Genomic DNA, 25954 nt, shown 5'->3' with positions numbered 1-25954 from the left:
CAGCAAGGACAGGCCAATTGGGAGCAGGGGCAAGGCGGCCGTGAGCGGGCAGTTGAAGCTCCGACTTTACCGGACCGTAGTGTGTAAAAGCATTCTGCCCCATTCTTCGTGCTTCTTGATACAGTTTGGATGCCGCCAGCATCTGAAATGATTCAGCAGCCAGCCCCAGGCAAATGATGATTAGGGACAGCCGAAGAAGTGCCGACACTGCCGATTGGGGCACCCAGGTATGGCTGGCACGTAAGAATCGGGGGCTGGGTGTTTGATCACAGGCTGCTGGGGGATGGCCTCCCCGGGCTGAGGAAATCTGCGTACTGGGCGCCACAGCATAAACTCCATTGCATGAAAGAGTCTGCACGCTAAGCGCTGCAGCCCCCCTCCCTGCGGAGGGGGAAATCTGCGCACTGGGGGCATCTGTACAGATTCTTCCGGGACTCGGCACAGGAACTGCTGGTCGGCAAGTCGGCTCCACAAGAGCCGGCAGCCAGAACAAAAGCATCCACACAAGACTGTAGCTCCAGTCGAAGTCGACCGCAGCATGCGCCGCGAGCGCAGCATACGCGGCGAACAAGTGCGGATGGCGGCGGAGCCGGTACAGCCCCGGCGCTATAATCAGCAGAATAAGCGCCGCCAGACCGGCAACGCCCACATCCAGCAGGATATCCAGGTAGCCGCTGTGCGTGCGGCTGCCGACGTATGGCTGGGACTGCACCGCGAGATACAGGCTCCGCCATGTCTCGCCCCCCTGTCCCAGCCACGGCTGTTCGCGCGCGAGCCGGAGCGCGTCGCGGTAAATCGCCGCGCGCGCATCCGCCGTCGAAGACGGTGCCGCCAGCCGCGCGCGCAAAAGCGCCAGGACGGCGCCCCCCGCCGCCGTCCAGCACACCGCCGCCGCTGCGCAGGCGGCGGCACGCCCCGCCGCGTTAGCCTGCGCGCGGCGGAGCATCCACAGGCCGGCCGCGAACGAGCCGGCCCACCCCAGCGCCGCCCCGGCCAGGGGCGGCAGGGACGCTGGCCCGGCTGCCGCGGGCCAGCAGCAGAAGGCCGCCGCAGCATGCGGGGCGGCGGCCAGCAGCAGCGGCGCGGTGAGCCGCCGCTGGAGGGCCAGGGCGGCGGCGGCAGCGACCGCCGCCGCGAGCCAAGCCCCGCGCGACTCGCTGAGGCGCAGCGCGGCCGCGTATGGAAACAGCGGCAGTAACGCCCCCGCTGCTAACCGCATACGAGCACTGTACTGCAAACGTGCAGCGTGCCGAGCATGGGCACTGTTCCGCAACCTGCCCGCCTCATGGACATGGCCATCCTCTCCATCCCAATACCGGCGCATCCTCCTGGCAGCGGAAAATAACCGTTCCAGCAAAAACGCCGCCATCACCGCCCCATAAGTATTGGGATATTGCAGCAGCCCGCCTACCCGGACGCCGGAAACGCTCACGGCCGGGTCAGTGCTGTACAGCAAGGAGTGCGGGAGGTCCAGCACACCGGTATAAGCAAGCAGACCGCTCCAGGCAAGGCATTGGCCCGCCGCATGCCAGCCAGCCCGAAGGATCAGCCGCGCACGCACACCCCCCAGTGCCGCCGTACCTGCCATAACCGCAAAAGAGGTGTAAAACGCCCATCGGAGCAGCTCGTTCAGCGTTCCTTCAACAGACACCGGCCCGCGAAACAGACCGGCCAAATACAAGGCGGCTATCACGCTTGGCCCGGCCGCCAGACCAGCCGCGAAAGAAATTGAGTTTTTTCCCGCCTGCTCCTCCTCGACAATCCGCTTTATTCCTCCGCTTAAACCGTGGGGGCCTCGCCCTATGCGCCCAATACGTCCTATGTGCCCTATTCCTCTTAACCGCCCTATTAACAGAACAAGAAGATTGCATGCCGCGAGCAGACCACACAGCGCAAACCAGCCGGGAAGAACCCTGTACAGCTGTTCATTAAAAAAGAAACCCGTCCCCAAACAAGCCGCGCCCGCTATCCCGGCCACAGCTGCTGCGCACAGAACAGCCCCCCATTCCCTAGTACCGCCGGATTGCAGCCTGCCTGGTCTCTTTACCTTTCCCGTTGGTCTCCACCTTTTGTTCCATCGTAAGTTAGTGAGGAACTGCTGCTCCCCGCTGCGGCTTAACCGATCTCTGTTCTGCATACTTCCTCACCTTTCATCCGGAATTCGGAACCCGCTTTATGCGCTCGCAGTCTTTTCGCTCGCAGTCTTTTCGCTCGGAGTCTTTTCCCTTTCATTATTGCCAAAACCGCCGTTAGACTACCGGGACGCCAGTGAGATTACCTAAGGCGATTTCCTGGAGGGACTCGCCAGTCTCACTTCCCCCGCCAATTTCCACGCAAAAAAAGACAGCCGGATCCTCTCCAAGCTGTCTTCTTTCACAATTGTCTTTTATACCTTCACTAGCCTCTATCTTCCCCAAAAACTTCTCAAAAAATCCTTAAGGCAGCAAATCCCGGCACGCCCGCTCCAGATAAGGATCCGCCTGAATCATATCCCGGAAAGCGGTATACTCCCGCCACAGCCGCTTACGGTCGCCGCCTTTGCTTTTTACAGCACGGATCAGGATATTTTTGGGCGTGTGCTCCATATCGATGAACTCCAGCAGCTGCGTCCGGTAGCCCATAATATCGAGCAGCTTTGCGCGGATGGCATCCGTTGCCAGGGCGGAGAACCGTTCCTTCAAAATCCCGTGGGACAGCAGCGGCTCCATCGCTTCGTTTTTTAACTGCGGGAACAGCTCGTGCTGACAGCACGGCACGGACAAAATGACGGAAGCGCCCCAGCGGACCGCTTTTTCCAGAGCGGCATCAGTTGCCGTGTCGCAGGCATGCAGGGTAACGACCATGTCCACTTGATCCAACTCGTCGTAGTCCGCAATATCCCCGACCAAAAACCGCAGGTTACCGTATTCCAGCTTCGCGGCCAGCGCGCCGCAGTGCTCAATGACATCCTGCTTCAAGTCAAGCCCAACAACGTTCAGCTCACGTCCTTCCTTAACCGCCAGGTAATGATAAAGCGCAAAGGTCAGATACGACTTGCCGCATCCGAAATCAACAATCGTCAGCTGCCGGCCGCCCGGCAGCTCTTCCAGCACATCTTCGACCATTTCGAGGAACCGGTTGATTTGCCGGAATTTATCGTATTTTTTGGCCAGCACCCGGCCTTCGGCGTTCATAATCCCCAGCTCCACCAAAAACGGAACGGGTTCGCCCTCCTCCAGCACATACCGCTTGCGGCGGTTATGCGACAAATCGGCAGCAGCCGACTTGGTTGGCGGTTTTTTCAAAATGGATACTTTGTGCTTTTTGCTGCTCAGGATCTGATAATCTGCCTCGGGAGTGCACAGCAGCGCCTGACGGAAGTTCTCCTGCATCAGGCGGATAATCTCGTCCGCCGCTTCCTCCGCCGGAATGTTGCGATGTTCAACCTTGGGGCCGACCGTATAGGCAAATTGGTAAAAAAGTTTATTTTTCAGCTCCACCGGCTTAATCTGCACTTTGGTGAAGGATACGCCTTCTTTTTTGCGCAGCTGGCTTAACGTCGCCATGATCAGCCTGCGTTCCGATACGGCTTCGCCGATCAGAGTGTCCAACGATTCCACTATTCACATCTCACTTTCAGTACGCGTTCACGCGGTACATGTAGTCTAATATCCCAATGTCGCGAAAAATACCGCTTGATCTCCTTGCTCTCACGTAGCTAGGCGTACAAGTACGCGTTCACGCGGTACGTAATGGATTGCTCATCATGCTGCGAAAAACACCGCTTGATCTCCTGCTCTCACGTAGCTAGGCGTACAAGTACGCGTTCACGCGGTACATGTAGTCTAATATCCCAATGTCGCGAAAAATACCGCTTGATCTCCTTGCTCTCACGTAGCTAGGCGTACAAGTACGCGTTCACGCGGTACGTAATGGATTACTCATCATGCTCCGAAAAACACCGCTTGATCTCCTGTTCTCACGTAGCTAGGCGTACAAGTACGCGTTCACGCGGTACGTGTACTTGTGCATTCTGCTTGTGTATCCTGCTTGTGGTGCATTTGTGAATCACGCATCATTATGCGCAATATTCTTTTTATCTCAACCGCTTAAATACTCAACCCGGCATACCCTCCGGATAAAACCGCCCGTTCAGCATGATCGCGGCCTGTCCGCTCAAACACACCCGCCCGGAGGACAATGTCAGGCGGAGTGTTCCGCCGCGGGGCGAAGCCTGATACGCGTTCAACCGCTCCCGTCCCAGGCGTTCCCCCCAGTAGGGGGCAAGCGCCGTATGCGCAGAGCCGGTCACAGGATCTTCATTCACGCCAACCGAGGGGGCGAAAAAACGGGATACGATGTCGATCCCTTCCGTTTTAGCCTGCGCTGTAACAGCGAAGGCCCGGTAAGGGAGGCGGAGCAAAGCAGCCGGATCAGGCGACAAAGCCCGTACTGCCTGCTCCGAGTTGATCCGCACTAGCAGGCTGGGCCGGGCTTTGCCGTTCCCTCCGTAGGCCATAACCTCCAGAATTTGCTCCTGCGGCAGGCCAAGCGCTTCAGCAAGACCTTCAGGTGCAGCGGCGGAAACCGGCGTATAAGCGGGAAAATCCAGCGTTATCCCCTCTTCCGTTTCTTCTGCAACCAGCAGACCGCTGCGGGTGTAAAAACGCGCCGGCTCGCCTGCGGCAAGACGGCCGGTTGCCCACAGCACTTTAGCCGATGCGAGGGTGGCATGTCCGCATAAATCCACCTCTGCGGCCGGCGTGAACCAGCGCAGCCGGTACCCGTCCGCTTCCAGGCGCAAAAAAGCCGTCTCGGACAGATTCATCTCTGCCGCAATCTTAGCCATTAAGCGGTCATCCATTTCTATATCCGGGAAACAAACGGCGGCCGGGTTGCCCGCAAACGCTTGATCCGCAAAGGCGTCGACAATGTACATCGGGAAGCCGCCGTTGTTCTCGCAATCGCTATGTTCCCTATTCATTGCCGGCCCTCTCCTTGGCCTCCAGCCAGCTGTCCCCCGGTTTGTCCGCTTGTACCGCTGTGCTCTTGCTTTCCTGCCCCGTTCTCTGGTCCTCCCGCTTCATCCGCTGGCTTCCCTGCTCCGTTCTCCGGTCTTCCCGCTTCATCGGTGGGCTTTCCGAACTCGTTCTCCGCTGTTCTCGCTTCATTGGCTGGCTTTCCCGCAGCGTACTCCAGCTTTTCCGCCTCGTTCCCAATGCCCGTTCCATTCTCCGGCGGGAGTCCCGTAAGGCGTCGCCACTCCCGGAGCCCCTGCTCCACTTCGTCCCGCGGAAGATTGCCGGCTTCAAGCTCTTCGTCACTTTTGGACAACAGCCGCTGATACAGGGCTTCCCCGTCCGGTCCAATTTCCTCTCCGCTTTCCAGAAGACGGTATAAGCTGTCCTCCGCTTTGGCATATTGGGCGGTCTGCTCGTAGTATTCCGGAAGGAGCCGCTCCGTCTTGGCGGGAAGCCGGTATGGCGACAGCTCCTCCAGCAGCGATTCAATCTCTTTTTTCAAATTGAGAAGCTGGGCATCGGCCCCATGCCGGTCTGCGACAAGGTACAGGTGGAGGGCCTTCATTTTTCGCGGCAATTCCTCTTCGGGTTGTCCGTTCGCTCCGTAAATCCCGCCTTCCTCGCGCAGCATCCGCGCAACTCCCTGCAGCTTGTCCGCTTCCACCGTTCCCCCAATCCGGAACATGGACAAAATGTCTTCAACCGACAAAGAGTTCAGCAGCCGGGAATTCAGCCGAAAATGGCGGTTCAGCAGTTCGTCGATTTCCCACAGCGCCTCCGTTGTCTTGCGCTCTGCCTTTAGCGAAAAGACCTTGGCGATCATCTGCGTCATATCCTCAACCATCCGGACCAAATAATCTCTTCGAAACATGAGGTACAGTCCCTCCCCTGGATCAGTCTTTATCTATTTGCTCATCTTACCGTATTCCGTTCACCAATTCCACACTACGCCGTTGGACCGTACCGTGCAATTCGGGGGATCTCTGTTCCTGCATAAAATACTTTGACAAAGTGTTCCATTCCATTTTACAATCAATCTGGAATACAGATCATACTATTTTACAGATCAATTAGACATGATGTTCGAGCCACCTTGCGACTCTATTATCCTGTGCGGCCCTATCGTCCTTGCGATCCTATCGTCATTGCGATCCTATCGTCCTTGCGCGACAGTTAAACACAGTTTAAAAAAATTAAAGGAGAGGTTTCCTATGCATCCATCCGACAACCAGCTCCCATCTCATTCGCCACATCCGCCGGCCAACACGCCGCTTGCCATTACAACTGATCAGGAGAAGCTGCTGCAGAGTGCCCTGCGCATCAAGATTCTCAGCATCCTGGCCGAAGAAGCGTTGACTTCCAAGCAGGTGTCCCAAAAGCTGAACCGCAGCCCGGGCAATGTGCATTACCACATCCAAAAGCTGCATGAAGGCGGCCTGCTGGAGCTCGTCCGGACCGAGCCGTCCGGCGGCGTCATTCAGAAGTTTTATAAAGCGCGTTCCGCCTGGTTCAAATCGCAGGAGTTTCAGGGCTTCCACTTCCGCAAGGAAGACAAAGCCGAGCATCTGCTGACCCGCTTATCGCTATCCGAAGATGAGTTCACCCGCTTCCGCGAAGATCTGGCCGCTTTTATCTCCAAATGGGAGTCCGCCGACACAAGCGGTACCGAATATGGAATGGAAATCATCATTGGCCGGTTGCCCGCTCCCGAAGACGACAGGCCGGGTCCGGAAGGAGGAGCAATCCATGATGCAGGCGAATGACAGCGCGCAAGCCCGTGTTCATCCTTTAAAAAGCTTTGCCGCGCCGTTTGCCCGGTCGCGCGCTTTTCCTTATCTGTGGCTGGGACATTTGGTTTCTTTTCTCGGCAGCTCCGTCACGATGATTATTTTGCCTGTGCTTGTTCTAACGCTGACGGGCTCGACTACGGTCATGGGGGTCGTAATGGCGGTTTATATGCTGCCCAACGTACTGATGCTGCCTGTGTCCGGCCACCTCGTCGACCGGCTTGACCGGGTCAAAATCATGATGGTGTCGGACATCGCCCGGTTTGCGGTCATGGGCATCATTTCCGCCTTATCCTTAATGGGGCTGCTGAGTATTCCTCTGCTCTGCGTTCTTATGGGGGTTTACGGAATGCTGGACGGCCTTTTTCAGCCGGCTTATGCCGCTGTACGGGCAGGGGTGTTCACTCCCGATATCCGGGTGGCGGCGAACTCGCTGACCCAAATGACCACCCACACCGTCCGGCTGATCGGCCCTTCTCTCGGCGGACTGCTGGTTACCCATCTGTCGGCCGGAATCGGCTTTGGTATCAGCTCGTTTACTTATCTTTTGTCGCTGGTCTGCCTGCTCTATCTGCGCAAAGCAATGAGCGAAGCCCGGGCCGCCGTGCTGCTGAAGGAAACACCAGACGCATCTGCAACTCCGGTATCAGTATCGCCTGCCGAAGAGCGCGCCGCCGACTGGAAACGGGATTTTACGGAGGGCATCGCCGTGCTGCGCAGTCATCCTTGGCTGTGGATTACAATTCTTGCTTTTTGCTTCGTCAATATTTGCTTTTCAGGAATTTCAAGCGTGCTGCTTCCCTGGCTGTTTAAAATTCATCATGGATGGGAGCCCTATGTTTACGGTCTCGGGGTAACCTTTTCAGGCGTCGGCGCGATTATTGCGGGGCTGCTGTTTGGAATGAGACCCCGCTGGCGCCACCGGGGAATGATGGCTTACGGGGGCGCGCTGCTGAGCGGGATTGCGCTGCTTGCGCTGCCTTTTGCCGACTCGCCTGCGGCAGCGGTCGCGCTCTACGCGCTGGAAGGATTCGGCCTCATGATTTTTGGCCTGATCTGGGAGATCAGCCTGCAGGAGCTGGTTCCGCATGAAGCGTTTGGACGGGTGGCGAGTCTGGATATGCTCGGTTCCTTCGCGCTGCTTCCGCTGGGGTATGTGGCGGTCGGCTGGCTTGCCGATCAGATCGGGGGTATCCCGACGATCGCCTTGTTTGCGGGAATCGGCATGGCCGTCGTGGCGGGGGTGCTGTGTGTCCCTGCCATCCGAAAGTTCCAGTAACCGTCCACGCAGGAGGTTGTACCGTAGACTGCAACTATGCGGCTTGGAACTATATAGGCATCGAATTATACGGCACGAGCTATACGGCTTGCATTTTACGGCTTTGAGCTATATCGGCATCGAACTATGCGGCTTACAACTTATGGCATACAACTATACGGCATCAAGCGATGCGGCATCAAATACCTTACAAGAAAAGCGTCCGGGCTTCTTTGCCCGGACGCTTTTCTTATCCAACTTCCTATTCGTTCCCTGATAGCCGTCAGCCAATCCGCTCCATGAACCCGGTTACGGCGGCCGCCAACCGTTCGGGCTGCTCCAGCATGCTCATGTGCCCGGCTTCCGGGATCACTGTCTGGACCACATGCGGCTTGTCCGATGTGAATGTCCGTTCGGCTGGCACCAGGCCGTCTTCTTCACCGGATACAAGCAACACGGGTACACCAGCTGCCGAAATCACATCCCGGCGGTCCGGCCGCTCCCGCATAGCCAGCGCGGCGCCGACCGCGCCTTGCGGCGGCGTCCGGTAGCCGATCTCCTTCGCCTTGTCGAGCAGCTCCGGAGCACGTTCCGCTGTGCGGGGAGCAAATAATCCCGGCACCAGGCCGTCTACAAATGCCGTAATGCCTTCCGATTGGATCGCCGATACGGCGGCAAGCCGTTTTTCCTTGGCTTCTTCTCCATCAGGGTAGCCGGTAGAATGAATCAGGCCAAACGCCTTCAGCCGGGAAGGATGCCGCTGGGCAAAAGACAACGTGATATAACCGCCAAGCGAATGTCCCAGCAGCGTTACCTGGGGAAGCTCCAGCGCATCCAGCAGCACGGCCACATCGTCGGCCATCTGTTCAATCGTGTAGGCTCCCATTGGTGCGGGTGAAGCTCCGTGGCCTCTCAAATCCGGCACAATCAGGCGGTAACTCCCGCTGAGCAAAGGAATGACCCGCTCCCAATACTCCGAACTCCCGCAGAAACCGTGCAGCAGAACCAGCGGCTCGCCTTGACCCTCGTCAAAGTAGCACAGCCGGCTGTCTTCACAACGGATTTTTTCCATGCTCTAATCCTTCTTTCTATGTATGGTGGACGCCCTCAAACGAAGCGCGCCTTCAGAGGCATTAATCTGCCACCTTACCGGATGCTTTACCGGACCCCGGCTGTCCGGGTCTGCAGTCTGCGGAACTCCCGTTCAGGCTCGTGCACATGGTGCGGATTCGGCACATCCTCCGAGTCGTTCCAGAAGCACTCGACGCCTTGTCCAAGCGCAGTTCCCCCAAACATTTTGCAGCCGACACAGAATCCGGCAAGCTGATCTTCCGTTAAGGTTACGATCTTGTTGCGCATGCAGCAGTATACCTGATTATTTTCTGTTTTGTAATTAATGTGGTGAATCCAAGGCATGGCTATCTCTCCTCTTCCGTTTGACTTGACCGTATGATCGTAAGAGTGTAGCAGCCTGTGGGCGAAGCCGCGATAAGTATTATTAAGCAGACGTTCCCCCGTTGAAACGCCGATGTTATCGGCCGAATGCTTCCGCTGCGGCCGCCGCGATGCTGTCCGCCATGCACATCACGCGGTACAACGGTGTAGTTTGCAGCGTCCGGTAAGGCTTGGGCCCGTTCGCGTCAACCACACCGGCTATGCTGTAATTTCCGACCGCGGGCAGACTTAAGCCGACGGAGCGCGCGGGCAAAAGCGGTTCCTCATACACAAAGAAACCGCCTACAGCCCCGGCCGGGCCAAGACAAGCATCAATGGCGATAACGATATGATCGGAAGGGATCGCCGCCGAACGTTCCGCCAGGGTGTGCGCATCGCAGGGGAGCGGCAGTGTACCCACCACGTTGGGAAACCCGTATTCGACCAGCTTGCTGCCGGTAAGCGGACCAAGAGAGTCGCCTGTGGAGCGATCCGTGCCAATGCATAAAAAGGTAATATGCTCCGTGGGATGCAGCCCGCTGATTTTTTGAAAAAACGCCGCCAGCCCTATGGCATCCAGCTTGCTCCGTACGAGCCGCTGCGCATTTTGTTCCCGACTGCTCATCGCTTGTCTTCCTTTCCGTTCAAATCGTGCTTCAATTTTACAACACTTTGCCGCCGCCGGACAAAAAATGTTCGGGATTTCCCAGGAAACATGATAAAATACATGGACAATCAGATTGGAAAGGAAGGTTCCTTCATGGATTTGACAGTACCCAGCAAAGAAAATGTGGAATATATGATTGAAGCAATCAAAACCAAACTGCGTATGGCCAGCGCCGCCGCAATGCAGGCCTCCGCCTTCCCGCTTGAGCGTTATGAGGATATTCGCGAGGTGTATGAGGTGGTTATGGGCAACGCCAGACTTAGTATCGCCGAAGTCGAAGATCTGGTGTCCGAACTGGGCAGATTGCGCCGCGGCTAAATTCGCTGAACAGATGAAGTACAGCTGAGGCTTACGGCTGCTGCGGGACTCAGACCCCGGCTGCTTATCCTGATTTTCGGCACAAAAAAATACGCAAAAACAGCCAAGCCCTGCCGGCCTCCCCTCTTAATTGAAGGAAGACACAGCAGGGCTTGGCGTGTGTCAGGGCAGATCGATCAGAATAAACTCTGATCCTTCTTCACCCTGCCCTTTGATCTTCAGATCGCAGCTGTTGCGGATGCGGGCGGCGTCACCGGCTCCTAAATTGAATGAGCCATCCCGGCAGTCCAGCTCCAGGTTCCCTGAAATCACGAACAAATGGGCTCTTCGGTTTTCTTTTAATGGATGCTTAAGCTCTTTCTCCGGCCCAAGCAGCGACAAATAGATCGTTACATCCTCATTAACCGACAAGGTCCCTTCTTGTCCGGAGCCGGATACCACCGGCAGCAGCGTATCTTGCCTGAATTCCGGCGGAAAATGCTTTGCGTCCCAGCGCGGCTCGGCCCCCGGCCTCGCGGGCAGCAGCCACAGCTGCAGGAACCGGACAGGCCCCAGCTCCGAGCGGTTGCTCTCCGAATGGCGGATTCCCGTGCCGGCGCTCATCACCTGAACGGTGCCAGGCTGCAGCTCGGCTTCGTTTCCCAAATCATCTTCATGATGCAGAATACCGGATACCACATAGCTCACAATCTCCAGATTCTGATGCGGATGGTCCTTCATCCCTGTCATCGGCTGCAGTTCATTATCGTTATGGGCAAGAAGGCAGCCGAAATGCGCATTGCTCGGATCGTCGTAATCGCCAAAAGAGAAGCTGAATTCACTGTGGATCCAGTCTCGATTGGAGGTATGCCTCTGTGCGGCAGTTACAATTTTAATCATAATAATGCACCTCCATGGTGTCTAGTCTCTCCGCAGCGGCCGCCTGCAGAAGCGACTCTGTAATAATTAGGTAATTAGGCGCTTGATTATGTATTTCTTACCCTCATCCTTTGATAGTCAATCACGGTCTGCCGCCATCCGTTTCCGTTGTTTTGCGATGCTTCTTGAACTTAGTCACGTTTTGTAAAGCCTTGTTTTCGGCGGTTTTCTTCTATATATCGGCTGCTTGTTTCTTCTTTTCTGTTTTTCCTGCTCCATTCTTTGCCTTTCGCTAAAACTGTTTCAGCCCAAATCCCCAAGTTTATATACGAAGTAAGATAAGACATCAGGTTATCGACAACGGAATGAAGGAGGCCGGTCCGATGTGGGGACTTCTCATCAGCGCTGTTATGGCAGCCATTCTCGGCATTATCGGCGACGCCCTGGTCGGCGACGATATGCCCGGCGGTGTCCTCGGTTCCATCGTGGCGGGATTTGCCGGCGCCTGGTTGGGCGCTTTGCTGTTCGGCGGCTTTGGACCCGTGATCGGCGGCTTTGCCGTCGTACCGGCGCTGCTGGGGACGGTAATCTTCATATCGCTGCTCGGCCTGGTATCCAGACTGCTTAGACGTGCGGTCTGAGAACGACACATCCATATTCTATTGAAGGAGTGATTGGTCATGAATAAAGCGGAAACGCAGTATCCGGCACAAAGCGGAGGCACCTTCCTTAAAGGGATATTTATCGGAAGCCTGGTTGGCGCGGCAGCAGCGCTGTTGTTCGCTCCCAAGACGGGACGTGAAATGCGCAGTGATCTGTCTGACAAGCTGTCTACAGCATCCGACAAAACGAAAGAAGTCGCAGGCGTCGTAACGGACAAAACCAAGTCGATCGCTTCCACAGTAGGCACCAAGGCATCGGATATCGCCACAACGGTTACAGCCAAAGCCTCCGATCTGTTCACCACCGTTGCCGACAGCAAAAAGCAGATTGCGGCTACCCTGGAGGAATCCGGCAAAAAAATCGGCGATACGGTAAGCGAAGCTTCCGCCGAAGTAGCCGACGAGGCTAAAAAAGCTTCGACAGAAGTAGCGGAACAAGCAAAATCCGCTTCAAAGGAAGCGGGAAAAGACGTAAAAGACGCATCCGACGAAGTATCGACAACCTATAAATCGACGTACTAATCGTGCGGTTGCGAGGGGCTCATCCGCTCCGCCCTATGCAATAGCCAGCTGACCGCAGCTGGCTATTGCTGTGTAGAGGCGTATGCCGTCCCTTTAGCCGCCGGTTCCAGTTCACATTTTTCCGCACCCCCGGCATCCGGCTTACCGTCCGCATTGTCAGCTACCAAAGGGAACCGTTTCATTAACTAGAGCCGATTCGGCTGGAAAGCAGGTGAACATGATGGGAAATCCGACAAACCAGGCCAAAACCTATGAAGTCGAAGATCATCCGTTTGAGTTGAGGCACGAGGTCAAGCGGCTGAACGCCCGGCTGGATAAAATCGCGGAATCGCTTGAGAAGTCCGAGTTCAAAGACATTCTGGAGAATTATACAAATCCGAAAAAACGGATATTGACCAACCTGATGGCCGGCATCTCCCGGGGCCTTGGACTTTCCTTGGGCACCTTCATCATTCTCGGTCTTCTTGGCTATATCATCAGCCTGTTCCTGGATGTGCCGGTAATCGGCGATTATTTGGCCGAGATCAAAAAATACATCGATGCAAACAGCTAAGCTTCCGTTGTTAAAGGGCTTACGCTGCAGAAGTTGTTAACTACCAGGGCCGGATTCCGCTTTGTTGGCGGAATCCGGCCTCTTTGAGTGAGTGAACCGGCGTCAAATTGTAAGAGCCTTCGAGCGGACGCTTCGTTCAAAGCATAAAGCCAACAGGAGATAGACCGGCCTCTCACAGCGGCTGTTCTCCCCTTCGCGGACACCCCGCTTTTATGCAACCTTTTGCGTCATCCAGCTTATTGCATTACACTTTAAGCAGCAGTTAAAAAAACAAAATAACGTGAATAGGAAGGCTTATGGAACATACAAACAAAACACTGCTTGTGAATCTGTTTGTTGTCTCGCCAGTTATGGCTGTTGTGGGATCGGCGCTTTTATCGCCGCTTCTCTTTTCCAGTCCAGAACCCGGTTCAGGCTCCCTTACTACTTTCCCGTTGTTCTTTATTTTGCTGCTGGCGCTGTATCCTTTTCATCTTGCAGTTTCTCTTGTCCAATGGGGAATCAGCCGGTGGGTAAAACGGCAGCAGATCAGCTTCATTCTTTTTCATGCCTGCGGATTGGTCTTCTCTCTTGTCCTCGCCTATCGGATTCATGGCGGTTTCGCCGCGTTGTACCTCAGCTTTTTTATCCTCTCCCTAATATCGTTCATTCTGAGGAGATCTGGCGGGAGTCCGGAAGTATAGTTATCCCTGATCAAATCAGGGCCGCTGACAGGAAGGTATAGTTATCCCCGACGAAACCAGGCCGCCGACAGGAAGGTATAGTTATCCCTGATGGACCAGGGGCAACTGGACTAGCTGTCCTGATGAAATCACGCTGCTAACCGGAGTTATAGCCAGGTCGCGCCCCGCGCCCAAGACGCAAAAAAGCTACGCAGATTGTCTGCGTAGCTTGTCGTATTTAATCCATGATTCCAGTACAATCCTTCTATCCTGCCGTTCTTAATAGGACGAGTTGGACATAATCTGCTTCAGCTTCTCTGTGGCCCGCTTCTGTATACGCGAGACGCTCATCTGCGAGACACCGAGCTTCTGTGCGATCGCACGCTGGGATTGCCCTTCCTGGAAAGCGAGCAGCAGCACCTTCTGTTCCTGTTCTTTCAGCTGGCTCAGCGCCTGCTGCAGGTCCATCCGGCGTTCCACCGTGTCGTAATCGTTGGCGTCGGAGCTGATCAGCTCACCGAGCGTAGCCCCCGTCTCTTCCTGAGACAGCGGCGAATCAAGCGACACATAGTGATAACATTCTCTACCCGCCAGCACCTCTACCGTTTCTTCGACGGATAGATCCAGGTACTGAGCGATCTCTTTGACATCGGGCGAACGCTCCAGCTTGACGGTGAGTTCATCTATCGCCTGCTGAACGAGCGCTCCCTTCTCCTTAATGCGGCGCGGAACCTGTATGTACCAGGACTTGTCGCGGAGAAAATTCTTCATATGGCCGATCATGCTTTTCATCGCATACGGCTCAAATGGAATCCCGAGGCTGATATCGTACTGCTGCAGCAGCCGGATTAATGCCATTTGCCCAACCTGATACAAATCCTCGTATAGATCGGGCCGGTTGCGGGCGATTTTGCCGGCGGCCATTTTGACCATCGGTTCGTATTTCTGAATGAGTACGGTGGCAATCTCGTTGTCTTTGGTCTGCTGGTATTCCCAAATCAAGCCTACCGATTCGTTCACGGACTCTGGGGGAGTCACTTTTTCATTCATACCTTCTCCTCGCTGAGGTTAAGGCGCTTGATTAAAGTGACCACCGTTCCTTTGCCCGCTTCGTTCACGACATTCACATCGTCCATCAGCGCCTGCATCAGATAAAACCCGAGTCCGCCGATTTGAACGTCGCCCAGCTCTTTGTCGTGAAGCGCCGCGCGGTCCGCAGACTGTTCCATTCCGTCAAAGCTCTCCCCCTCGTCCTTGACTGTAATGGACAGCGCAGAAGATCCTACTTCAAAGGTTACTTCCACTAAGCCGTCATCCTGACCGTAAGCATACAGCACGGAGTTATTACAGGCTTCCGACACAGCAACCTTCATATCCTCAATTTCTTCATAAGAAAATCCCATCTTGGAAGCAATCCCGTACAGATTCAGACGAACTATATCGACATATTCAGCACTTGCCGGCAGTTGTAATATTACTTTTTGCACATCACTCATTCTACGTTCGGTCCTTTCCTAGTGGGAGTTCTCTTGGGGGGCAAAAAACTTGGCGATGCCCGTCATATCAAACAGCTTCTGGATTTGCGGCGGAACGTCTTCAACGACAAATTTCGCCTCCATCCCATGTCTTGCTTTCAAAATAGACAACAGGATGCCGATCCCCGTACTGTCGATATAACGCAGCTCTTTCAGGTTAATCACCAAATCCAGCCCTGCATCCCCCACCAGCGGTTCCATCACAAGCCGAAAATCGGGAGCTACCGACAAGTCCAGCTCTCCGCTTAGGCTCACAGTACAGATATTTCCTTCTATCTGGGTCGTGGCATTGAACTTCTCACTCTTATGTGTGTTCATAGACAATCTCTCCTGATTCGTGTTTTCTTTACCAATAACCCTATCTATGCCTTATTGAAACAAGCCCTGCCCATTTCGGCGCCTGGTAATAAATGTTAGGCATGGTTGATCGACCGGTCTTCCGGGACCGGACGGCTGCCGTGGACGTAATCGGTCAGCACCTGCTTAACGCTGCTCAGCTTCAGCGGCTTACTGATATAACCGTTCATCCCCGACGCCATGCAGCGTTCGCGGATGCCTTCCATGACATTGGCCGTCATGGCGATAATGACCGGTTGGTTCGCAAACGGCCCGCCGGCTCGGCGAATCCGCTGCGTTGCCTCCAGACCGTCCAGCTCCGGCATCTGCAGGTCCATAAATACAAAATCAAATTCTTCCTTCAGCACCCGTTCCACAGCGGACTCGCCGTCCTCCGCCACCGCAGCCTCGCAGCCCAGCTTCTGCAGCATGCTCACCATCAGCCGCTGGTTGATCGGATGATCATCCGCCACCAGTACGCGTGTCCGGCGGCTTCGCTCCATCGCGGGATTCATCGAAAATTCGTCTTCGTCCTCCCCCCCGTCATCCTTTTCCGGCAGAGAAACCTCGATCGTAAACACAAACGTGGCGCCTTTCTCTTCCATCGACTCGACACGGATTTCCCCGCCCATCATCTGAACGAGGGACTTGCAAATCGCAAGCCCTAGACCGGTCCCACCATACTTGCGTGTCATGGAAGAGTCCAGCTGTGAAAAAGGCTTAAAGAGACGGTGGCATTTATCCGGCGATATGCCGATCCCCGTATCTTTCACCGTAAACTCCAGCGTCATTTTGCCGCCCGGCGCTTCCGATCCGGACACGACCAGGTAGACGCCGCCCTGATTCGTGAATTTCACCGCATTGGACACAAGGTTAACCAGCACCTGGCGCAGCCGCGCCATGTCGCCGTATACCAGCGTCGGCAGCTTGTCGCTTAGGAAATAGGCGAGCTCCAGTCCTTTTTTGCCCGCCTCCACAGAGAATAAACTGAGCACCTCCTGGATACAGGTCTCCACGTTAAACAGATGCTCTTCCATCTCCATTTTACCAGATTCCATTTTGGTGAAGTCCAGAATATCGTTGATAACGGTCACCAGCGCATCGGCGCTCTTGCGGATAATCTCCGCATACTCCTGCTGTTCGTCTTTCAGCTCGGTTTCCATCAGCAGATCGATCATGCCTACTACACCGTTCATCGGCGTCCGGATTTCATGGCTCATCATGGCCAAAAACTCCGTTTTGGCTTTAGCGGCACTCTCCGCCTCTTCTTTTGCCTTAACCAGTTCCTTGTTGATCCGCTCCAGCTCCTGCGTCTTCTGCTGCAGCAGCTTGGACTGGGTCTGATGTTTTTTGCTGGTCAAGTACATATCGACAAAACCTTCGATTTTGGACTTCAGAATCTGCGGGATAAATGGCTTAACCATATAATCGATCGCTCCGGCGGAATAACCGGCAAAAAGATGCTCGGCCTCTTTGCTGTTGGCGGAGATGAAAATGATCGGAATGTCCTTGGTCTTGTCTCTGGCTTTGATCAATCTGGCGGTTTCGATCCCGTCCATCCCCGGCATCTGTACATCAAGCACGATGACCGCAAACTCATGCTTTAACAGACAGCGCAAAGCTTCTTCACCGGAGGTCGCCTTGACAAGCGTATATTGTTGGCTTTCGAGGACCGCTTCCAGCGCAAGCAAGTTCTCGGGTCTGTCATCTACCAGCAGGATGTGAATCGGTTCGTGAACCCCCATAGGCCCCTCCCATACGCTATTTGATCTTCCGGTATATTTTCTCCACCCGGTCAAGCGGTTCGTAGCATTCGCTGTGACTGGTGAAGTGGATGGATTCCTTGGCTCCAAGCACTAGAATACCGAAGCGGCTCAGACTTTCGTGAAACAGTCCGTGCACATGGTCCCGGAGTTCATCGTTAAAATAAATCATCACGTTACGGCATAATATCACATTAAATTCGTTAAACGACGTGTCTGTAGCCAAATTGTGCTCGGCGAAGATCATGTTTTTCTTCAGAAAAGGTTGAAAAATAACGGAATTATATTTAGCGGTATAATACTCGGAGAACGCGTGTGTGCCTCCGGCCTCCATATAATTCTTTGTGTACAGCTTCATCTTGCTAAGCTCAAATACGCCTTCTTTCGCCTGCTGAAGCGACCGTACATTCATGTCGGTCGCGTAAATCCTCGCCTTGTCGTACAGCCCTTCTTCATGCAGCAGGATGGCCATGGAATAGACTTCTTCTCCCGTGGAGCAGCCCGCATGCCAGATCCGGATGTACGGATACGTCCGCAGCAGCGGAACAACCTTCTGGCGAAAGGTGAGGAACAGCCCCGGGTCACGGAACATTTCCGTTACCGGGATCGACAGGCTGTGAACAAAACGCTCGAAGCAGGAGCGGTCATGCAGCACTTTCTCCTGCAGGGCGGAGATTGTCGGAACATTTTCGGCATGGACGTGATGCCAAATGCGGCGTTTGAGCGACGGAAGCGCGTAGTTACGGAAATCATAACCGTAAAACCGGTGCACTCCATCCAGAAGCAGCTCGATTTCGATTGCTTCCCGCTCGTTTTTTCCTGATACCGCATCCGGTTTGTCGTCAAATCCGTGTCCCATTGAAGTCATCATCCACCGGCTCCTTGTCCTCCGCGCTTCCATCCAAACGGCGCCTTGATTGTACATCTTTAAGTCTATTACCCCAAATGCCGGCTTACGAATACAGCCAAACCCGCATTAACGAAAGAAGCTGGTCGGTTTGGATCGGTTTTTTCATATAATCCGAGGCGCCGGCTTCAATACACTTCGCCCGGTCTTCCTTCATTGCCTTCGCTGTAAGCGCAATAATCGGCAGTTTGTGGAACTGCGGCATTTCGCGGATCCGGCGCATGGCTTCATAGCCGTCCATTTCCGGCATCATCATATCCATCAGCACCAGGTCAAAATCTTGATCCGGCGCCGTAAGCATTTCAATGGCTTCCCGGCCGTTCTCCGCAAATTTAACCTCCATATTGTACCCTTCAAGCACGCTGGACAATGCGAAGACATTGCGGATATCGTCGTCTACGAGCAGAATTTTTCTGCCGTCAAACAATTCTTCTTTGTTGTGCAGCTTCTGCAAAATTTGCCGTTTGTCTTCCGGCAGGTCGGCTTCGACCCGGTGCAGGAACAGCGTCGTTTCGTCAAGCAGCCGCTCAGGGGAACGTACATCCTTGATGATAATGGACTCCGCATATTTGCGCAGCTTCGTTTCTTCCTTGCTGTCGAGATCTTTTCCGGTATAAATGATGATCGGCAGATCGTTCAGGTCCTCCGCGTCGCGGATCTGATCCAGCAGATCGAAGCCGTTCATGTCGCCCAGCATCAAATCGAGCACCATGCAGTCGTATTTCTGCTTCCGCAGCTCGGCCAGCGCTTCCTGTCCGGTCGACACGGCGGTAATGACCACATCGTCATGTCCAATCAGCTCTGTAATGGACCGGCGCTGGATATCGTCGTCCTCCACGATCAGCAGATGCTTCAGCTTGTTCTCTGTGTAGGCCTCAAGCTGCGTAAACGCCCGCTCAAGCGCTTCTTTGGTAGATGGCTTTCTGAGGTAGGCCATCGCCCCCATCATCAATCCCTGCTTCACTTCGTCGTTGACGGAAATAACATGCACCGGAATATGACGGGTGGCGGCGTCACCCTTAAGCTCTCTAAGAATCGACCAGCCGTCCATTACAGGCAGCTGGATATCCAGAATAATTGCATCCGGCAGATACTTCTTCGCCATCTGCATACCTGTATCACCCTGCAGAGCGACAAGAGATTTGAATCCCCGTCCGCGAGCCATACCGAGCAGAATTTTGGCAAAGCTGATATCGTCTTCGATAATCAGCAGCACTTTGTTCCCGGGCTGGATCGTGTCCCGGTCGTCTTCGAGTTCCTGCTCCGGTACTTGCGGCAGGGTAACTGCAGGAACAGGGCGCTGGGCGCTGGACGGAGTCGGAAGCTTCACGGACTCCCGCTGCGGCTTCAAGACGCGGTTGTCTTGCTGCAGCTCGTTCGGGAGGAAGGCCTGTCCCGCGGCAGCTTCGGCCGCCGCCTCGAGCAGATCGCTGTTTCCTTCAACCGGCAAATACAGGGTAAACGTGCTGCCCTGGCCTTCCCGCGAATCGAGCGTGATGGCGCCGCCAAGCAGACGGGACAGTTCCCGGCTGATGGACAGCCCAAGGCCCGTACCGCCGTATTTGCGGCTGGTTGTGCCATCGACCTGCTGGAACGCCTCGAAGATCAAGTCCATTTTGTCCGCCGGAATGCCGATGCCGCTGTCCCGGACCGCAATGGCGATGTAGTCCAGCTCCTTCGGCAGCTGGTCGGGCAGCCGGGATGGTTCAGCCCGCTTGACGGAGAAATCGACAAACCCTTCGGTTGTAAATTTGAACGCGTTGGACAGGAGATTCCGAACAATCTGCTTTAGACGGTGTCCGTCGGTAACGATGGTGTCCGGAACATCCTCCGCAACATCAATATTCAGTTTGAGCTGTTTTTTGAGCGATTGCGGCATGAAATTCTGGTTCACAAAGCTTTCCAGCTCCGTTAGCCGCACCGGCTCGCGGTTGATTTCCATTTTGCCGGCATCCACCTTGGACAAGTCGAGAATTTCATCGATCATCTTAAGCAGATCGGCGCCGGACATGTAAATCGTATGGGCGAACTCCACCTGCTTGCTCGTAAGGTTGCCGTCTTTGTTCTCGGACAGGAGCTGGGACAAAATCAGCAGGCTGTTCAGCGGCGTCCGCAGCTCATGCGACATATTGGCCAGGAATTCGGATTTGTATTTACTGGTTACGGCAAGCTGCTTCGCCTGCTTCTCCAGCTGCCCCCGGGCTTCCTCGATCTCCTGACTCTTCTCTTCGACTTCCTGCACCTGTTCTTCCAGCGCCCGCGTCTTGGCGACAAGCTCGGTGTTGTAATGCTCGAGTTCTTCCTGTTGACGCTGCAGCAGTTCCTCGGAGCGCTTCAGCGCTTCCGTCTGTTCTTCCAGATTCTCGTTGGAGCGCCGCAGCTCTTCCTGCTGGGTCTGCAGCTCCTCGGACTGGCACTGCAGCTCTTCAGTGAGTGCCTGTGATTCTCTGAGCAGCTCCTCCACCTTCAAGCGGCGGCTGATATTGTTTAGAATGACCGCCAGATTCTTGGATAAGTTCTCAAGCAGCTGTGTTTGCAGCTCTGTAAACGGAGTAAACGATGCGAATTCAACTACGCCAAGCAGTTCCTCTTCAAACAACAGCGGATAGATGGCGATGTGCTGCGGCTGCGCCCCGCCAAAAGAGGAAGACACCTTGGTGTATCCCTCGGGAACTTGGGTAAGCCTAATCGGTTTATGATCCAGAGCGGCTTGGCCGACCAACCCTTGCCCGAGCTGGAAGCTCTCCTGCGCCTTAAGCGATTCATCGGCCGCGTAACTGCCGCTCACCCGCAGCAGATTCGGGTTGTTTTCATCCGTCAGGTAAACGGCACCGTACTGGGCGTCAAGCACCGGTGCAAATTCGCTGATAAACATCTGGGCGATCTGATCCAGCGAGTTGATGCCGCGCAGCAGCTCGGTCACGCGGGCCGCATTCCCGTTCAGCCAGGACTGATCCTGCTGAGCCTTCGTATAAGCCAGGGTCTCCTGCTGCCGCTCCTCAATTTCCTCAGCCATTTCTTTAAACACGCGGGCCACATCGCCGATTTCGTCTTTGGAAGTGACCTTCAGCCGGCGAATAGCCCGGATTTTGCCGCTTCCGAAGCTTCGCATCATCATGGAGACAACATTTAGTCCGCGGTTAATGCTCGGAATAATCCACAAAATTACACCCAATCCAAGCAGCAGTCCAACAATGGTAATGAGCGTGACAATTTGAAACGACATATCGTAAGCACTTTGGGCTGAGCTGATGTCCTCAGCGATTTTATAGTCCTCAAAATCGGCCAGACTGTTCAGGCTGTCCAGCACCTCGTTTTGTATCGACTGGCCGGCCGCGTTCCGGTAGGCGTTGGCGGATTGTGAATCTCCATCCGCAAGCAGCCCGGTCGTCCGCTCCTGATAGTCTAAATATGAGGAATACGCCTTCTCAATCCGGGCGACCATTTGCTGTTCTTCGGCGCTGGTCATGGAGCTGCGGATTTGCTCCAGGAACCGGTCCGCCCGTACTTTTCTGGAATCGATCTCACTCCGCTGGGAATCGACCGACTGGGTGTCCGAATTCAGCATGACGGTGGTAAGAATCCGGGCCATATCGTTAACCTGGGCCCGCATCCCCGATGTGTAGCGCACCTTCTGATATCTGTCCTGGTAGATCCCGTTCAGCTGATTGTTCATGTAGTTCAGCCGGTCTAGTCCGATCATCGTCAGCGCCAGCAAAATAGCCAGCATCGCGCTGAAGCCAATGATCAGCTTGGCTTTTATCTTCATCCCTGATTCTGTCCCTTCTTGAGTGAGATCCACACCAGACATTTGTCATCGTCGCGCTTGCCCGGGGTTTCCGTATTCAGAAAGACGTTAAACAATTCATCCTCGCGCCATTCATGACCGCCGTCCAAATGCGAAGTAAGGAACTCAAGCTGCCCTTCCTGGTCGCCATCGAACGCCTCCAGAATGCCGTCAGTATACAGCGCCAAGTGGCTGTCCTCCGAATAGGTCAGCGACTGCGGCTGCGCCTCGATCCGTCCAAACAGGCCGACCGGGTGGCAATTGCTCTCCAGCATAACCGGGCCGTTCTCTCCTTCAAAAAATAAACCCGGCGGATGTCCGGCGTTCACGTAATCGATTCTGCGCTTCTGCGTGTCGACCACCAGATAAATCGCCGTAAAATAATACTGCACCAGCTGTTTCTCGATATACAGCTGGTTGAACCGCCGGTTCAGCTCCTGAATGACCTTCTCCGGCTCAACATAAGTGGTCACCGTGTCTTTCAGCACGGACGCCAGGAACATACAGAACAGTGAAGACGAAATGCCGTGACCCATCATGTCGAGCAAAATAACTGCATAACGCCCGTCTCCGAGATCGTACCAGGAGTACAAATCCCCCGCGAGTTCAAAAGAGGGCTGGTACAGCGCATGAACCTGGAACCGCTCCTCCACAATCGGCAGGCTGAGCACGGCGTTCTGGACAAGAGCCGCCAGCTTGAGCTCATCCTGAATACGCTGATCCCGCTCCTTATGCCAGTCTTTTTCGGCCTTCAGCCTGAGCGCCAGGCGGATACGGGCCATCAGCTCCACCTTATTGATCGGTTTGGTCACATAATCCACAGCTCCAGCGTCAAGTGCTTCCGCAAGCTTCTTGGAATCCCCCACCGCCGTAACCATAATAATTGGAATATCCCGCAGCCGGTCATGCTGCTGTACAATCCGGCACGCTTCAATGCCGTCCATTTCGGGCATCATCATGTCCAGCAGAATCAAATCCACATTTGCATATTTCGGCCGAAGGCTGCTGCCGTCAACGCCAACGCCCAGGATTTCAAGCATTTCCTTGGCCGAAGAAGAAGTGACAATATTGCGATAATCTTCTTTTTTCAGAATTTCCCTGATGATAATGACGTTCGTCGGGTTGTCATCTACGATAAGAATCCTCATGCCATTCCACCTCTCTCAGGCAAGCAAAAACCCTGCCAAATCTACACCTATCTACATCATACGACATGTTCTTCCCCTGTACCATTTACAAAAACACACCATGGAAAATGATGCATATTCAGCAAATTAACCTCCAGTGTCCGCGGAGACCGCCGCGGTTCTGGAGGTTAACCTATGAAGCTATAGTGCGATTCGACATGGTACGGGCAAATCTTTAGTATTATGAAATTATTTGGCCGTCTTTCTGGCAACTACCAGCACTTTGCCGAGGTCCAATTCCTTTTCGTAGAAATCTGCCTCCGCTTCCGAGAAGCCCAGTGACGCAATGTGGGCCCGCAGCTCGTCGCCGCGGGAACGGAACAGGTTGGCAATGGAGCCAAACAGTCCCTCTTCCTTCATGCTCACCTCATTGGTATCCGCCGCTTCCGCGATCCGGCTCTCCCTGTCCTGATCGTGGCTGACCACATAGATTTCTTCCTTCGTATATCCGTTCTCCCGGAGCCGGTTCACTTCCTCGATTGCCTGAACACCGTTCTCCATTACTTTGGCATACGATTGGGCACCGATGGAATCCATGAGCACACTCTCCTTTGGCAGTTTGATCTGATAAAGGGTCGGCTGTATGTTAAAAATGCAATTATCGGATGGATATAGACAATTTTAGCGCATAGACGCACTAGACTATTACCCGGCTTAATGGACAGTTGAAACATTATTCTTCAAAAATTCTTCATTTAAGAAGAAAATTCGTCAAACAAGTCGAGTCCCGTCCACTCGCCGGTAGCGGCATCCCGGTAGATTTTGAGCGCGGTTTCGCCGCGTTTGTAAACCTCGCCATCCTCAGCTATAAAATAAGGTTCGCCTAAAACATCCCGCAGCGTACCTCCGGCCAGCGGCAATTCTTCCCCGTTCAGACGCAATCCATAGGTTCTGACTTGTTCGGGTGTCATGTGTACGTACAGTACGATATCCCCGCACACTCCCGCCGAAGCATTAGCATAGCGGTATTCCGTGCAATCCGCCCAAGGATCGGGCGCGATCCGTTCCGGCTGGCCTTTGCGGGCGGTCAGCTGCCCGGCCGTTTCATACAGCGCGATATCCGCCAGCGACTCCAAACGGTCAAAGCCCGATTCCCGGACTGCAGACGGCTGATGCGCGAAGGCAAGCGTCGAATGCGGAACGCCGGAACGCGCCGGGAGCCCGTCGTCCGCGGCATACGTAACCAAGGGGGACAAAATACCAAGCAGCACCAGAACCCATTTCATGTCGTCATCCCGCCTTTCGGACCGCGGACGCTTCTCCTGTCAGGGAAACATCAACGGCGCAGAGTTTGCCAGAGGCTTGTTCCCATATCGACCATGTTCAAGATTTTTCCGAGCTTCCCTTTGTCCTGCTGATTGTACACCGCATCATACGATTTGACCGTACGTTCTTCGGCTGGCGTCATCGGAGCATTGTCAATGGAGACGGAAGCCGCTTTTTCCTTATGTTCCCGGGTTTTGCGGAACTTCTCAATCACTGTTACCGACGCCTGCTTTACGGTGAGCGTCAGCTCGCTGAGCACTTCGCCGAGATTCTTGACGGAATCCATAATCGGGTCGATTTTTTCAATTTTGTGCTGAACATCGGTTGTAATTTCATTCGCCTGGCGGACGGTTGTTTTCACTTCATAGGTCAGCTCGTCGATGGTCTTCTGAACATCCTTCAGCGTCTGGCTTACATTATCCAGCGACTCCTTGGCCGAACCCAGCGTTCGGATCAGGAAAAAGACAAGTACGGCGAAGGCTACGGCAATGATTGCGATGCTTATTTGTACGAGTGTCGGCATGGACGAACATCCTCCCTATAGTGGTATTCATGACAAGAAAACGGCGATCCGCTCTTTGTTACAGCTTAGTTACCCGGTCGCTTATCCCCCGAAACAACACCTCCAATGCAGATGGACTCCCTCTTTTTCCCAAATTGTTTATTGGTCTCCGTTTTCTTTTGTTCTGTTACACATGTCCTATCAACAGGAAAACGCTTCCCTTTTTACACCAGCCTTTTCAGAATTTATATAATTCCTTCCATATTTATGGTTTTCGACTATATTCCGGTCTCTGGTTTGATTTTCGCTTCTTCTAACTGTAAAAAATACCTGCTATACCGCCTTCCGCCCGTTTACTCCCATATCCTTAACCTTCGCTTTTTGATATGCTTGTTCCGGCTTTGCAAAAATTTTTGGGCGATTTGGTTCATTTTGCCCAATTCAGGGTTACTAGGATATTAGCAAGCAACCAAGAATACACATAATCAGAACCCAAACCACAATAACAGGAGGAATTTGTCCATGAAGAAGAAATTTGCAAGCATTGCAGTAGCCGCTGGTTTGATGGCTACAATGGCCGCAACGGCATCCGCAGAAACCGTGGTAACCGGTACTGCAGCTCCAACGACAGCTACGACCGCTACATACGTTTCCCCGACTCCGGTAATTACACCAGAAGATATTAAACCGGCTACACCGATGATCATCCTGACCCGCATCACGCCGTTCCACTTCTCCACAACCGGACCTGCTGTAGGCTGGCTGGATCCGCAAACCGTTGACACAACCGGTCAAGTCATCACCGACGTATCCGGCAACGAATGGAGAGAAGTGTACACTTGGCTGGGCAAAGCCTGGATCAAGGTGCCTGTAACGGCCAACGTTGTAACTCCGTAAGACATTATTCATCCCGTACATGCAAACAGCGCCCTTATGCGGTCAACCCGCAT

At 54.3% G+C, this 25954-nt stretch carries 26 protein-coding genes; 8 read left to right on the top strand and 18 right to left on the bottom strand.

Annotation, left to right across the window (positions count from 1 at the left end):
• The 4 genes from ACE6ED_RS02565 to ACE6ED_RS02550 form a co-directional block, all read right to left on the bottom strand.
• The coding region (locus ACE6ED_RS02565) for an O-antigen ligase family protein (protein ID WP_410825382.1) at positions 1-1693 on the bottom strand (1693 nt) is incomplete at its 3' end.
• A 742-nt stretch (positions 1694-2435) separates the two neighbouring features.
• On the bottom strand, positions 2436-3545 hold the full coding sequence (locus ACE6ED_RS02560) for a class I SAM-dependent methyltransferase (RefSeq protein ID WP_410825398.1): 1110 nt from the start codon (positions 3543-3545) through the stop codon (positions 2436-2438).
• Between the two features lie 551 nt (positions 3546-4096).
• Positions 4097-4963 carry a PhzF family phenazine biosynthesis protein gene (locus tag ACE6ED_RS02555; RefSeq protein WP_410825381.1) on the bottom strand — a complete coding sequence of 289 codons (867 nt, stop codon included), beginning with the start codon at positions 4961-4963 and terminating at the stop codon, positions 4097-4099.
• Positions 4960-5871, bottom strand: a complete 912-nt coding sequence (locus tag ACE6ED_RS02550; protein ID WP_410825380.1) for a DUF6483 family protein — start codon at positions 5869-5871, stop codon at positions 4960-4962. The genes ACE6ED_RS02555 and ACE6ED_RS02550 overlap by 4 nt, the downstream gene beginning before the upstream one ends.
• Positions 5872-6211: 340 nt before the next feature.
• Here ACE6ED_RS02550 and ACE6ED_RS02545 point away from each other — a divergent pair, with 340 nt between their 5' ends.
• Together ACE6ED_RS02545 and ACE6ED_RS02540 are read left to right on the top strand one after the other, a co-directional pair.
• A complete protein-coding gene (locus ACE6ED_RS02545) occupies positions 6212-6763 on the top strand; it encodes an ArsR/SmtB family transcription factor (protein ID WP_410825379.1) in 552 nt (183 codons plus the stop codon).
• Entirely contained in the window at positions 6750-8066 is a 1317-nt protein-coding gene (locus ACE6ED_RS02540) for an MFS transporter (protein ID WP_410825397.1), read from the top strand. The genes ACE6ED_RS02545 and ACE6ED_RS02540 overlap by 14 nt, the downstream gene beginning before the upstream one ends.
• Before the next feature lie 262 nt (positions 8067-8328).
• On the opposite strand, the gene ACE6ED_RS02535 is transcribed toward ACE6ED_RS02540, so the two are convergent.
• From ACE6ED_RS02535 to yyaC, 3 genes are all read right to left on the bottom strand, one after another.
• A complete protein-coding gene (locus ACE6ED_RS02535; RefSeq protein WP_410825378.1) occupies positions 8329-9117 on the bottom strand; it encodes an alpha/beta fold hydrolase in 789 nt (262 codons plus the stop codon).
• Between the two features lie 86 nt (positions 9118-9203).
• The gene (locus ACE6ED_RS02530) at positions 9204-9461 is read right to left on the bottom strand and encodes a hypothetical protein (RefSeq protein ID WP_410825377.1); all 258 of its coding nucleotides are present in this window, start codon (positions 9459-9461) and stop codon (positions 9204-9206) included.
• A gap of 115 nt (positions 9462-9576) precedes the next feature.
• The gene (gene yyaC, locus ACE6ED_RS02525; protein WP_410825376.1) at positions 9577-10104 is read right to left on the bottom strand and encodes a spore protease YyaC; all 528 of its coding nucleotides are present in this window, start codon (positions 10102-10104) and stop codon (positions 9577-9579) included.
• Positions 10105-10239: 135 nt separating this feature from the next.
• Between yyaC and ACE6ED_RS02520 the strand changes: the two genes are divergently transcribed.
• Entirely contained in the window at positions 10240-10464 is a 225-nt protein-coding gene (locus ACE6ED_RS02520; protein WP_410825375.1) for a DUF1128 family protein, read from the top strand.
• A gap of 162 nt (positions 10465-10626) precedes the next feature.
• Here ACE6ED_RS02520 and ACE6ED_RS02515 read toward each other — a convergent pair whose 3' ends face one another.
• On the bottom strand, positions 10627-11343 hold the full coding sequence (locus ACE6ED_RS02515; protein WP_410825374.1) for a pirin family protein: 717 nt from the start codon (positions 11341-11343) through the stop codon (positions 10627-10629).
• Positions 11344-11705: 362 nt separating this feature from the next.
• Here ACE6ED_RS02515 and ACE6ED_RS02510 point away from each other — a divergent pair, with 362 nt between their 5' ends.
• From ACE6ED_RS02510 to ACE6ED_RS02495, 4 genes are all read left to right on the top strand, one after another.
• The gene (locus ACE6ED_RS02510; protein ID WP_410825373.1) at positions 11706-11963 is read left to right on the top strand and encodes a GlsB/YeaQ/YmgE family stress response membrane protein; all 258 of its coding nucleotides are present in this window, start codon (positions 11706-11708) and stop codon (positions 11961-11963) included.
• 39 nt (positions 11964-12002) lie between these two features.
• Positions 12003-12506, top strand: coding sequence for a YtxH domain-containing protein (locus ACE6ED_RS02505; protein ID WP_410825372.1), 504 nt, complete (start codon positions 12003-12005; stop codon positions 12504-12506).
• A gap of 217 nt (positions 12507-12723) precedes the next feature.
• Positions 12724-13059 (top strand): DUF5665 domain-containing protein, encoded by a 336-nt coding sequence (locus ACE6ED_RS02500; protein ID WP_410825371.1) that lies wholly within the window; start codon positions 12724-12726, stop codon positions 13057-13059.
• A gap of 296 nt (positions 13060-13355) precedes the next feature.
• Positions 13356-13742 (top strand): hypothetical protein, encoded by a 387-nt coding sequence (locus ACE6ED_RS02495; protein WP_410825370.1) that lies wholly within the window; start codon positions 13356-13358, stop codon positions 13740-13742.
• A gap of 258 nt (positions 13743-14000) precedes the next feature.
• Here the strand turns inward: ACE6ED_RS02495 and ACE6ED_RS02490 are convergent, their stop codons facing one another.
• From ACE6ED_RS02490 to ACE6ED_RS02445, 10 genes are all read right to left on the bottom strand, one after another.
• On the bottom strand, positions 14001-14771 hold the full coding sequence (locus ACE6ED_RS02490) for a sigma-70 family RNA polymerase sigma factor (protein WP_410825369.1): 771 nt from the start codon (positions 14769-14771) through the stop codon (positions 14001-14003).
• Positions 14768-15217, bottom strand: coding sequence for an anti-sigma B factor RsbW (gene rsbW, locus ACE6ED_RS02485; RefSeq protein ID WP_410825368.1), 450 nt, complete (start codon positions 15215-15217; stop codon positions 14768-14770). The genes ACE6ED_RS02490 and rsbW overlap by 4 nt, the downstream gene beginning before the upstream one ends.
• 18 nt (positions 15218-15235) lie before the next feature.
• A complete protein-coding gene (locus ACE6ED_RS02480; RefSeq protein ID WP_410825367.1) occupies positions 15236-15574 on the bottom strand; it encodes an STAS domain-containing protein in 339 nt (112 codons plus the stop codon).
• A gap of 95 nt (positions 15575-15669) precedes the next feature.
• Positions 15670-17337, bottom strand: a complete 1668-nt coding sequence (locus ACE6ED_RS02475; RefSeq protein ID WP_410825366.1) for a response regulator — start codon at positions 17335-17337, stop codon at positions 15670-15672.
• 16 nt (positions 17338-17353) lie between these two features.
• A complete protein-coding gene (locus ACE6ED_RS02470; protein WP_410825396.1) occupies positions 17354-18223 on the bottom strand; it encodes a CheR family methyltransferase in 870 nt (289 codons plus the stop codon).
• Positions 18224-18308: 85 nt separating this feature from the next.
• Positions 18309-22031 carry a response regulator gene (locus tag ACE6ED_RS02465; protein WP_410825365.1) on the bottom strand — a complete coding sequence of 1241 codons (3723 nt, stop codon included), beginning with the start codon at positions 22029-22031 and terminating at the stop codon, positions 18309-18311.
• Entirely contained in the window at positions 22028-23197 is a 1170-nt protein-coding gene (locus ACE6ED_RS02460; RefSeq protein ID WP_410825364.1) for a PP2C family protein-serine/threonine phosphatase, read from the bottom strand. The genes ACE6ED_RS02465 and ACE6ED_RS02460 overlap by 4 nt, the downstream gene beginning before the upstream one ends.
• Positions 23198-23425: 228 nt before the next feature.
• Positions 23426-23773, bottom strand: coding sequence for a general stress protein (locus tag ACE6ED_RS02455; RefSeq protein WP_410825363.1), 348 nt, complete (start codon positions 23771-23773; stop codon positions 23426-23428).
• A gap of 158 nt (positions 23774-23931) precedes the next feature.
• Positions 23932-24462 carry a hypothetical protein gene (locus tag ACE6ED_RS02450; protein ID WP_410825362.1) on the bottom strand — a complete coding sequence of 177 codons (531 nt, stop codon included), beginning with the start codon at positions 24460-24462 and terminating at the stop codon, positions 23932-23934.
• 50 nt (positions 24463-24512) lie between these two features.
• Positions 24513-25025: a DUF948 domain-containing protein gene (locus tag ACE6ED_RS02445; protein WP_410825361.1), complete on the bottom strand. Its 513-nt coding sequence runs from the start codon at positions 25023-25025 to the stop codon at positions 24513-24515.
• Positions 25026-25526: 501 nt separating this feature from the next.
• On the opposite strand from ACE6ED_RS02445, the gene ACE6ED_RS02440 reads away from it, so the two are divergent.
• Positions 25527-25901, top strand: coding sequence for a hypothetical protein (locus ACE6ED_RS02440; RefSeq protein ID WP_410825360.1), 375 nt, complete (start codon positions 25527-25529; stop codon positions 25899-25901).
• The last annotated feature ends 53 nt before the right edge of the window (positions 25902-25954 follow it).

It is taken from the genome of Paenibacillus nanchangensis (assembly GCF_046543445.1).
Taxonomy (GTDB): domain Bacteria; phylum Bacillota; class Bacilli; order Paenibacillales; family Paenibacillaceae; genus Paenibacillus_AQ; species Paenibacillus_AQ nanchangensis.
Note: the sequence above shows the minus strand (reverse complement) of the source record. Positions and strands in the feature narration are given on the sequence as shown.